General features: G+C 69.4%; 11 protein-coding genes. 5 read left to right on the top strand and 6 right to left on the bottom strand.

What is annotated here, in order from left to right; translation table 11 throughout:
* Window positions 1-160: 160 nt before the first annotated feature.
* Window positions 161-808, top strand: a complete 648-nt coding sequence (locus tag IEZ13_RS43285; RefSeq protein ID WP_183227299.1) for an LmbU family transcriptional regulator — start codon at window positions 161-163, stop codon at window positions 806-808.
* Here the strand turns inward: IEZ13_RS43285 and IEZ13_RS43280 are convergent.
* The 5 genes from IEZ13_RS43280 to IEZ13_RS43260 form a co-directional block, all read right to left on the bottom strand.
* Entirely contained in the window at window positions 759-1,478 is a 720-nt protein-coding gene (locus IEZ13_RS43280) for a thioesterase II family protein (RefSeq protein ID WP_229795742.1), read from the bottom strand. The genes IEZ13_RS43285 and IEZ13_RS43280 overlap by 50 nt on opposite strands.
* Entirely contained in the window at window positions 1,475-1,687 is a 213-nt protein-coding gene (locus IEZ13_RS43275; protein WP_229795741.1) for an acyl carrier protein, read from the bottom strand. Before IEZ13_RS43275 ends, IEZ13_RS43280 begins: the two co-directional genes overlap by 4 nt.
* Complete coding sequence (locus tag IEZ13_RS43270) at window positions 1,680-3,266, bottom strand: amino acid adenylation domain-containing protein (RefSeq protein ID WP_183227295.1); 1,587 nt, start codon at window positions 3,264-3,266, stop codon at window positions 1,680-1,682. The genes IEZ13_RS43275 and IEZ13_RS43270 overlap by 8 nt, the downstream gene beginning before the upstream one ends.
* Before the next feature lie 207 nt (window positions 3,267-3,473).
* On the bottom strand, window positions 3,474-4,991 hold the full coding sequence (locus tag IEZ13_RS43265; RefSeq protein ID WP_229795740.1) for an FAD-dependent monooxygenase: 1,518 nt from the start codon (window positions 4,989-4,991) through the stop codon (window positions 3,474-3,476).
* Window positions 4,988-5,239: a hypothetical protein gene (locus IEZ13_RS43260; protein WP_183227293.1), complete on the bottom strand. Its 252-nt coding sequence runs from the start codon at window positions 5,237-5,239 to the stop codon at window positions 4,988-4,990. The genes IEZ13_RS43265 and IEZ13_RS43260 overlap by 4 nt, the downstream gene beginning before the upstream one ends.
* Window positions 5,240-5,478: 239 nt before the next feature.
* Between IEZ13_RS43260 and IEZ13_RS43255 the strand changes: the two genes are divergently transcribed.
* The 3 genes from IEZ13_RS43255 to IEZ13_RS43245 all read left to right on the top strand — a co-directional run bounded on the left by IEZ13_RS43255 (window position 5,479) and on the right by IEZ13_RS43245 (window position 8,599).
* Window positions 5,479-6,633 (top strand): cellulose-binding domain-containing protein, encoded by a 1,155-nt coding sequence (locus IEZ13_RS43255; protein ID WP_183227291.1) that lies wholly within the window; start codon window positions 5,479-5,481, stop codon window positions 6,631-6,633.
* 171 nt (window positions 6,634-6,804) lie between these two features.
* A complete protein-coding gene (locus tag IEZ13_RS43250; protein ID WP_183227289.1) occupies window positions 6,805-7,593 on the top strand; it encodes an SAM-dependent methyltransferase in 789 nt (262 codons plus the stop codon).
* A 79-nt stretch (window positions 7,594-7,672) separates the two neighbouring features.
* Window positions 7,673-8,599 (top strand): NADP-dependent oxidoreductase, encoded by a 927-nt coding sequence (locus IEZ13_RS43245; RefSeq protein WP_183227287.1) that lies wholly within the window; start codon window positions 7,673-7,675, stop codon window positions 8,597-8,599.
* 55 nt (window positions 8,600-8,654) lie between these two features.
* Here IEZ13_RS43245 and IEZ13_RS43240 read toward each other — a convergent pair whose 3' ends face one another.
* Window positions 8,655-9,611 carry a GGDEF domain-containing protein gene (locus IEZ13_RS43240; RefSeq protein WP_183227285.1) on the bottom strand — a complete coding sequence of 319 codons (957 nt, stop codon included), beginning with the start codon at window positions 9,609-9,611 and terminating at the stop codon, window positions 8,655-8,657.
* A 293-nt stretch (window positions 9,612-9,904) separates the two neighbouring features.
* Between IEZ13_RS43240 and IEZ13_RS43235 the strand changes: the two genes are divergently transcribed.
* Entirely contained in the window at window positions 9,905-10,111 is a 207-nt protein-coding gene (locus IEZ13_RS43235) for a DUF397 domain-containing protein (protein WP_183227283.1), read from the top strand.
* The last annotated feature ends 82 nt before the right edge of the window (window positions 10,112-10,193 follow it).

Below are 10,193 nucleotides of genomic sequence, written 5' to 3'. Positions count from 1 at the left end.
CTATGGAGCGCCGATCAAATGGGTCAAGAGAGCCCGGAAGCCAAATGCGATGGCGATAGAAAAGCGATAGCGGTCGAGATGAATAGCAATTGTTTGGTTTACTTCGTGATCCCGGCGTGGTTAAGATAATCGCCGTTCGCGGGCTTTTGAAGGAGACGGCATGGGCGGGGACTCGCCAGTGCAGGCGCTCGACGGCTCGGCATTCGTGACCAGGCGAGGACTCGTCCTGCCGCACCAGATGCCGTTCGACAGGTGGCTCGGAGTCGGTGGCTATCTCTCCGATGTGTACAGCTCCTCGGCGTGGTGTCTCGGGGACTGGCTCGTCTACGGGGAGACCGCCTTCAGTGGCCGGTATCAGGACGCCGTGAAGCTCACCCAGTTGGACTACCAGACGCTGCGCAACCATGCCTGGGTGGCACGGCGCTTTCCGATGTCCCGGCGCCGGGAGGGGCTGAGCTTCACCCACCACGCCGAGGTGGCCGCTCTCTCGGAGCCCGAGCAGGAGTTCTGGCTGCGCAAGGCGGAGGAGTACGCGTGGTCGGCGAAACGTCTGCGCCGGGAGGTGAAGGACAGCCTGCTGGAACGGACCGCCGACGGCGGCGGGCGGGCCGGCGGGGCGGGCCGGGGCGCCGTCGCGGTGCTCAACATGTCGATCCCGGTGGAGCGCCTCGAGTCGTTTCAGCAGGCCGCGAGCAGGCTCGGCCTGCCGTTGGAGACCTGGGCGGAACGGGCGCTGGCCAGCGCGGCGGCCGTTGCGCTCACCGCCACGAGGTCACCGCATGCAACAGGTCGGCGGAAGCGTTCATGAAGTCGTGGTGCCCGCCGTCGACGACCCGGAACTCGACCGACTCCGCGTAGTCGCGCCACCCCTGGAGCCCGTCGAGGCTGACCTCGTCGTCGTCGCGCCAGTGCAGCACGACGATGGGGAATCCGACGACGATCGGCTCGGCCCGGCGGTACTCGCGCGCGGCGTCGAGGTCGCGCAGGAGCACCGACAGACCCATCCTGATCATGTCCGGCCACGGTTCGAGCCCACGGCCGCGCACGACCGATTCCAGGTCCGCACGTAGTTCGGGCTCGGTCATGGTGAGCATCCGATCGCGGGCGGAGTCGTGCGGGGGGAGCTGCCCCGACACGTACAGGCACTCGGGCTGGGGCAGGCCCCGTTCGCTGAGGACGACCGCCGCCTCGAAGGCGGGCAGCACTCCGGCGCAGTGCCCGAAGAACGCGTACGGGCGGTCGAGTGCCGGGCCCAGGCCGTCGGCCAGGTCGGCGGCCAGCCTCCGGTAGGTGCCGTAGTGGGGTTCGGTCAGCCGGTTCTCACGGCCGGGGAACTGCACCGGGCAGATCTCGACGTCGCCGACCGTGTGCGGCCAGGCCCGGAAGGCCGAGGCTCCGGCCCCGGAGTACGGAAAGCAGAAGACCCGCGCGCGGGCGTCGGCGGACGCCGGCCGGACGAGCCAGGAGCCGGTGCTCACGGCAGGGATTCCAGGTAAGCGGAGATCGACGCTATCGTCGGATTGCGGTACATCTCGTCAATCGGTATTTCGTAGCCCATTTCGTCGATGTAGGCCCGCTGAATTCTGGCCATGATCACGGAATGGCCACCGAGGGCGAAGAAGTCCTGTTCGGGCGTTATATCGGAACGCTCCAGCTCGCGACACCAGATGGCGCGCACCTCATCCACGAACACCTTGTCCCTTTCGCCTGTCATGGAGAACGTCCATCAATGCGAATCGGTCCGACTTCCCGTGCGGGCTCAGCGGGATCCGGGGGATGCTGACGAACTCGGCCGGCACCATGTTGCGCGGCAACGTCTCCAGCAGCCGCGCGCCGAGCTCGTCGCCGGCGAGATCGTCGCCCTCCGGCACGACGAACGCGATCAGCTCCGTGTCGCCGGAGTCGGTGGACCTGCTCACCACGGCGGCCTGCCGGACCCCGGCCAGCCGGCTCAGCGCCCGCTCGACATCGGCCGGGTCGATGCGCATTCCCCGCACCTTCACCTGCGCGTCCATTCGCCCGGCGACGACCAGCTCGCCGTCCTCGTTCACGTGGCCGCGGTCGCCGGTGCGGTAGAGCCGGCGTGGGACACCGTCCACCTCGACCGTCGTGAAGCGCGCCGACTCGGGCCCCGTGCCATTGAGGTAGCCCGCGCCGACACCCGCTCCGGAGATGCCGATCTCGCCGTACTCCCCCGCCCCGACCCCGCGCATCCGCTCGTCGAGAACGTGGATGTCGGTGTTGTGCACGGGACGGCCGACCGGTGCGATCTCGTGGTCGCCGGGCCGATAGCCGGCAAGGTCGAAGGAGGACGCGACGTCCGTGCACTCGGCCACGCCGTACTGATGCAGGAGGACACACCCGCCCGCCTCGCGCCCGACGAGGTTCCGGAGCCGTTCGACATGCAGTGGCTCCCCGCCGAACAGGAGGTGGTCCAGTTCGGTGAGGGCCGACCCGCCGGACGCCTTCTCCCAGTCCGCCAGCACGTAGAGGGTGCTGGACGCGCAGTGCACCGTGCGGATGTCGTGGCGCTCCAGCGTGCGATAGGCCATGGCGGGGTCGAAATTGCGGCTGGCGATCAGATGCTGCGTGGCGCCGCAGAACAGCGGCGTCATCAGGCTGCGCTGGGACAGATCGAATCCGAACGCGCTGACGACGAGGTTGTTCGATCCGCGATGCAGGCCGAACTCGTCCTGGAGCCAGTTCAGCAGGTTGAACCAGCCCTCGTGGCGCACGGCGGTCAGCTTCGGGACACCGGTCGACCCGGACGTGAAGATCGCGTAGCACAGGTCGTCGCCGGTGACCGTGACGTCCGGCGCGGTCGCCGGGCGGCCTTGGAGGTCGTTCCGCAGCGTTTCGAGGTCGACGATCTCCACCGTCGCGGACCCGACCAGCTCCGCCGTCGCCGGGGAGGCGACGATCAGGGCGAGATCGGGAACCTGCCCCAGCAGCAGCCGCAGTCGCGCCGGCGGGTACGTGGGGTCGAGCGGCACGTAGGCCGCTCCCGCCTTCAGCGCTCCGAGGATGGTGACGAGAAGGTCGATCGAGTAACTCAGGCAGACACCGACCAGGGCGCCCCGGCCGTGCCCCCTCGATACGAGGAGGTTGGCGAATCGGTTGGCCCTGGCGTCCAGCTCCCCGTACGTCACGTGTTCCCCGCCGCAGACCACGGCGACGGCGTCGGGTGCCGCCACGGCGTACGCCTCGAAACGCTTGTGGACGACGGGGGCCGAGGGCAGTGCCACCCGCTTGCCGCGAATCATCATGATCAGCTCGCCTCCAGCCGCGCCTGTCTTGTTGGCGAGACATCCGAGATGGACGGTATGGCCGAGCAGTCCATGTCAGAAGAGCGGCGGAACTGCCGGGTCCCGCCTACCGTCGCGGCCTGGTCCGGCACCGGCAGCCCGTGCGACCATGGCCGCACTTCCTCTGCCCGAGGGCCGACGGGGCCAGCGGTCCCCCGACCGGCCTGTTCACAGCGAGCGTAGGTAGTCGCGGACGCTACGGCCGTCCCCCGGCTCGGCGACCAGGCCGACGTAGCCGTCCGGGCGTACCAGGACCAGGGTGTCCGCGCCGTAGGCGTTCGCTGCATGGCCGCCATGGTCGTGCAGGCCGCCGGGCCCGACCGCCCAGGAGCCGACGATCGCGGGATCCACACCGTCGAGTGATGGGACACCGTGCTCACCGATGCCGAGCAGGGTGAAGCGTGGACCGCGGAACAGGTCGAAGAGGTGAATCGGCGCGCCGGCGGTGTCACGCAGCGGCGCGTCCGGCGCCCGGTCCCCCGGCTGAACCCGGGCGGGCCGGCCGGCCTGGCGGGAGAGCCGGCTCCAGGGATACCGGAGCGTCAACTGGGTCAGCTCGGGCGAGGCCACCGCGTCGAGACCGCCACCCTTGTCCTTGACGGCGTCGAGGACCGCGGCGAGCCGTTCCGAGGTGATGTTCAGCAGCCAGCTCGCGATCGGGAGCCGCTCCTCGTCATACGTGTCCAGCAGCGCCGGGGCGGCCCTCCCGGCGACCACCAGACCGAGCTTCCAGCCCAGGTTGTACGCGTCCTGGATCCCGCTGTTCATGCCGAGCCCGCCGGCGATCGGATGCACGTGGGCCGAGTCCCCGGCGAGGAACACCCGGTCCACCCGGAGCCGGTCGACCATCCGGACGTTGACGCGGTACGTCGAGCGCCACGCCAGCTCGTGCAGTCGCACACCCGGCAGCCCGGCCACCCGATCGAAGGTCTGCCGGAACCGTTCCAGGGTCGGTTCGAGCGGTGCGCCGTCCGCGCCGGGTTCGGGGGAGGCCTGTATCTGGAACATGTCGGTGCCGGGCAGCGGGCACAGCATGACGATGCCGTCGTCGGTGAACCACTGATGCCAGGCGTCGCGGTCGAGCCCGTCGACGTGGACGTCACCGACCGCCATGAGTTGCATGTCCGGTGTCTCGCCACGCATCGGCAGGCCGAGTGCCTTGCGGACGGTGCTCCGGCCACCGTCGCAGCCGATCAGGTACCGGGCCCGGATCCGCTCCTCACCGATCGTCGTGGTCACCCCGTCGGCGTCCTGCTGGAAGTCGCGCAGTTCGGCGCCGCGCTCGACGGTGACGCCGAGGCCGTCCAGCCGCTCGCGCAGGATCTGCTCCACCCGCCATTGCGGGATGATCAGGGCCGCGGGGTACGGGACGTCGGGCGTGGGCACCTGACCGGCCTGCGGATCGACCTCGGCGATCACCTCGGTCCCCTGGTACTTGCGGTGCCGCAGGTGGCTGACACCGGACGCCAGGATCCGGTCGGCGACCCCCAGATCGTCGAGCACCTCCTGGCTGCGCGGGCTCAGCCCCTTCCCCCGGGAGCCGGTGGGGAACTCCGGCACCCGGTCGACGATCCGCACCGCCACGCCACGACGGGCGAGGTCGCAGGCGAGTGTGAGACCGGTCGGGCCGGCGCCGGCCACGAGGACATCCGTGATGGCCTCGGCACTTCCGGCCGCGGGGTTCACCGGAAGTCGATGACATCGCCGGTGAGCGGGTACTGCCCCGACCGGACCCGCACGCTGCCGTTGTTCAGGTGGGCGTACAGCGCGTACGCCCCACCGCCGAGATTCTGGATCACGAAGTTGCCGGTCAGGTCCCCGGGTCCCGTGCGGGCCGGTGACTTCTCCGGCGTGTTCGCGGGCACCCCGTCCCGGACCGCCCGGTACGTGCCCGGCCGGGCTGCTCCGGGCGATACCGGCGAACGTTGCGACATCGTGGCTCCCCCGCTGCTGGACTTCGAGCGCCGGCCCGAGAAGTGGTCGGCGTGTTGCCCGCCGACTCCTTCGGGCCAGTTCCTGATGCTGCTACCTGCCGTCCTCCTTCACACACTGTTCGGCAAACCTCGGGCCTCCGCGGTCGGCGCTGGGGACTCTGTTCCGCGATCTTCAAAGCAGTTACAGTCATCGATGTTGGGAGCGCTCCCAAGTAGTCTTGACCGCAAGGAGGCAACAAGTGCTACGACGACTGGCAGCAGCAGCACTCCTGGTCGGCGCCGGCCTCGTGGTGCTGCAGGCGCCACCCGCCACCGCCGCCCCGGCCTGCACCGTCGACTGGACCGCGAACCAATGGGCGACCGGCTTCACCGCCGACGTGCAGGTCACCAACGGCGGCGCCCCGGTCACCTCGTGGACACTGTCCTGGACGTTCGGTGGAGATCAACGGGTGACCAACGGCTGGAACGCCACGGTGACCCAGACCGGCAACGTCGTGACCGCCGCGAGCGTGGGCTGGAACGGCGCGCTCGCGACCGGCGCCTCGACCCGGTTCGGCTTCCAGGCGACCTTCTCCGGGACCAACGCGAAGCCCGCCGACTTCACTTTCAACGGCGTCTCGTGCAGCGGTGCCAACCCGAGCCCTTCGTCACCGTCGCCCTCCTCACCCTCGCCGTCGCCGTCAACGAGTACCCCGCCGCAGGAAGGTTGCGTCCCGGCGGCGAGCTGCGACAGCTTCGAGACGCAGACCGGCACCACGCCCGGCGGCAACTGGGCGGTGAACTACCCGGACTGCTCCGGCACCGGCACCGCGGCGATCGACCGCACGGTGGCGCACAGCGGCGCCACGTCCCTACGGGTCAACGGCGCGGCCGGCTACTGCAACCACGTGTTCGTCCGCAACACCCAACTCCTCGGCACCGCCGGTTCGGTCTGGTACGTCCGCTACTGGGTGCGGCACACCACCGCCCTGCCCGCGTCGCACGTGACCGCCGTGGCCATGCGCGACGCCAACGACGGCAACCGGGACCTGCGGTTCGGCGGGCAGAACGGGGCCCTGCAGTTCAACCGGGCCTCGGACGACGCCACCCTGCCGGAGCAGAGCCCGGCCGGCGTGGCGCTCTCCGCCCCGCTGCCGGTGAACGTGTGGAACTGCGTCGAGTACAAGGTCGACGGCCGGGACGGCACCATCGAGACCTGGCTGAACGGCACCTCGGTTCCCGGGCTGGTGGAGGACGGCGTGCCCACGCACGACATCGACAGCCAGTGGCTCAACCGGACCTGGCGGCCCGCCCTCACCGACCTGCGCCTCGGCTGGGAGAGCTACGGCGAGGGCGCGGACACCCTGTGGTACGACGATGTGGCGGTGAGTGCCGTACGCAATGGTTGCCAGTAGCCGTCCGCGCGGGCGCGCCGGCGTGGCCGGAGGCCCGCGCCGGCACGCCGGCCACCATCCTCAACTTCCCTTGCAGTAGGTAGGTGCTGGTTTCCCGCGCCAGAGCCGGGGACCCCGTTCGTCATCCGACTACGCTTACGGCATTCGCTGGACATCCACATAGGAGTGAATGTGCCGAATGACCAGGATCTGCCCGCTACTCTCGACACCACGGTCCCGCAAACCGCACGGATCTGGAACTACCTACTGGGCGGCACCGACAACTTCGCCGTCGACCGGGCGGTCGGCGATCAGATCCTCGCCAGCCGGCCGGAGCTGGCCGAAAGTGCCCGCCTCAGCCGGTCCTACCTGATCCGGGCCGTGCGGTACCTGGCAGGTGAGGCCGGGATCCGCCAGTTCCTGGACATCGGGACCGGCCTGCCGACAGCGAACAACACCCACCAGGTCGCGCAGTCGGTGGCGCCGTTCAGCCGGGTCGTCTACGTCGACAACGACCCGCTCGTGCTGGCACACGCGCGAACCCTGCTGGCCGGCCACCCCGACGGCGCCACCACCTACCTCGACGCCGACATGCACGACATGGACCTGGTGCTACGCGAGGCCGCACACACGCTCGACTTCACCCAGCCGGTGGCGGTGCTGTTCATGGGAGTGCTCGGGCACGTCGAGGACGACGCCGTCGCACAGGCCATGGTGAACCGGGCGCTGGCCGCCGTCCCGTCCGGCAGCTACCTGGCCGTCTACGACGGCACCGACATCACCCCGGCCAACGTCGAGGCGGCCCGGATCTGGAACGAGTCGGCCGCCCAGCCGTACCATCTGCGCAGCCCGGCCCGCCTGGCACGGTTCTTCGACGGGCTGGAGCTCGTCGAGCCCGGCGTCGTCCCGGTCACCCGTTGGCGCCCCGAGGACGACGCCCCAGAAATCGACCAGTTCTGCGCGGTAGGCCGCAAACCCTGAACTGAGCCTCTACAAGATCCAGGGCGCGCCTCATCAGCGGGGGGCTATGAATCGGAAGACGACGGTCTAGAGTGGACGCGTGCTGGGAGTCGTCGCGGCCGCGCTTGGCGGTCCTGAGGTGTTGCAGGTGACCGAACTGCCCGAGCCTGAGGCGGGGCCTGGGCAGGTGGTGGTCCGGATCCGCGCGGTCTGTGTGCACCCGGCTGACGTCGCCGCCACGACCGGAGAGATTCCTCGCGGGCCGGTTCCGCCGCCGTTCTCGCCCGGGTGGGACATCGCCGGCGAGGTGGCCTCGGTCGGCCCCGACACGGCGGATTTCGGGGTGGGTGATCGTGTCGTCGGGATGATTCCGTGGTATTTGACGCGGGGTAACCCCGGTGGCTATGCCGAGTTCGTGGCCGCCGACGCGGACTGGCTGGTGCGGCTGCCGGACGAACTCGACTTCGTGTCCGCAGCCACGGTGCCGCTCAACGTCCAGACCGCACACCAGGGTCTGTCACTGGTGTCATTGGCCATGCTGCCGGCCGGCAGCAGCATTCTGGTCACCGGTGCCAGCGGCGGTGTCGGCGGCTTCGTCACCCAACTTGCCCTTCAGGGCGGCTACCGTGTCGTCGCCCAGGCAAGCCACGGCGATGAGCAATGGGTGCGCGGTCTTGGCGCTCACGAGGTCGTCTCCCGTTCCGTCGATCTGGCCTCGGTAGGGCCGGTGGGCGCGGTGTTCGACGCGATCCCCCTCGGCGAGGCGGCGGCCGCCGCCGTCGAGGACAGGGGAATCGTGGTCGCGACCCGGCCCACGCCGGCCATCGTTCCGGCACGTGGTGTGCGCCAGGAGCTGCAACTCATCCGGCACGACCGGAAGCTGTTGGCCGACCTGGTGGGGCAGGTGGCGGCCGGACAGCTACGCACGCGCGTGGCGGTCACGATGCCGTTGACCGAAGCGGCCGACGCACACCGGCGGGTCTTGGCTGGTGGGCTGCGCGGGAAGGTCGTGCTGACGGTGGGCTGACGGGGAGCGCGGCGGCGACCGAGCCTGCCGCGGTGGGGTCCGTCAGATCGCGCAATCACATGGAGGCGGAGGAATTCCGGTCCAGGTACGGATCGGCTTCGGTTCGGACCGTGAGCCAGTTCGTGGGGATCGTGTCGACCAGCGTGCCGGCTCCGTTCTCGCCTCGGTAGCGGACCAGGGCGGCCCATTCGCAGGCGCCCTCGACCACTCCCGCGCGACGGGCGCCACTGCGGTGCACCCACACCGGGTCGCCCGGCTGGTACACCACCGCGGATCCGGAGGCGGTCAGACCCGGCGGGGGCACGGGGACGGCGGCCGGCTCGTACGTCTCGGTGTGGTCGCCGGTCTCGGTGGCCACGACCCAGGTGATACCGGCCCTGTCGGTGGTGTTCGCGTGCCGCTTGGCGCTGAACATGGCCTGGTCCGCGCGGCGCAGCAGGTCAGATAGGTCGCGGGAGCGCCCAGCCGGTACGACGCCGATCGAGGCGGTGACGGACAGGGTGTGGCCCAGCACGTTCATCGGCGGCGCGATCGCAGCGCTCAGCGAGCCAGCCACCTCGTGCCACCACGTCTCCGGGACATCGGCGCGCGGGGCACGCGGCAGCGCGGCGAACTCGTCACCGCCGAACCGGGCCACCAGATGGTCGCCGAGACAGCCGACAATGCGCCGGGCGACCACGCAGAGAACCTCGTCACCGGCATCGTGCCCGTAGGTATCGTTGATCGGCTTGAAACCGTTGAGGTCGAGGATCAGGACGGCCGACGAGCAATCGTCGCCGCCCAGCAACTCCGGGGCGAGCGTGTGAAAGAGGCGGCGGTTGGCGAGTCCGGTGAGGTCGTCGTGGCCGGCCATCCATCGGAGTGAGGCTCGCTCCTGCTCCATCTGCTGGACGTGTGCCGCGAGTTGATCGATGCGGGCCTGGAGGCGGGCGGTTTCGGGCTCGGTCCGCAGCTCAGTGTTATCTGACGGCACACCGCCCGTGTCGGCGGCGGCAGGATCGAGGATCCGCATCGGCCGTCCTCTCAGAACTCTGGCGGACCAGCGGGAGCTGTCGACCACAGTGGAATCATGGCAGCCGCCCTGAACACGTGCAAGATTTCACGTGGACAACTGTCGCGGTGACATGATGCATCCGAAGCAGGTTTCGGCTACTCTAGGTGCGTGCTCTTTCGTGGTGAAAGATCCGCCCACAGCCGTGAAATCCTAATTTTGCACTTCGGGCGGGGCATTAGGGCGGCATCCGGCCACTCAACCAGTGGCAGAACAATTACCCACAGTGAGCTACTCCAGAAGGAGGGGCACTGATGAGTAGTGAAACCGGCTGGATCATTTCCAGCAGGTCGACAGGCAACGGAGGCAGTTGCGTCGAGGCCCGCCGCCAGGACGGCCTCATCGAGGTCCGCAACAGCAAAGCGCGCGAGGCCGGCACGGTGGTGTTCACGGTCGAGGAGTGGGACTCGTTCCTGTTCGGCGCCAAGCGCGGCGAGTTCGACAAGCTCCTGACCGACTGATCACGGCTGGCCGCCTCCCCAGCGGCACTTCCTCCGGGTTCGGCCGTGGCGCACTGGTTACCTCAAGCGGTTCCAGATCTCC

This window comes from Actinoplanes campanulatus, from assembly GCF_014647795.1.
Taxonomy (GTDB): Bacteria; Actinomycetota; Actinomycetes; order Mycobacteriales; family Micromonosporaceae; genus Actinoplanes; species Actinoplanes campanulatus.
This window is presented reverse-complemented; position numbering and strand designations above follow the sequence as displayed.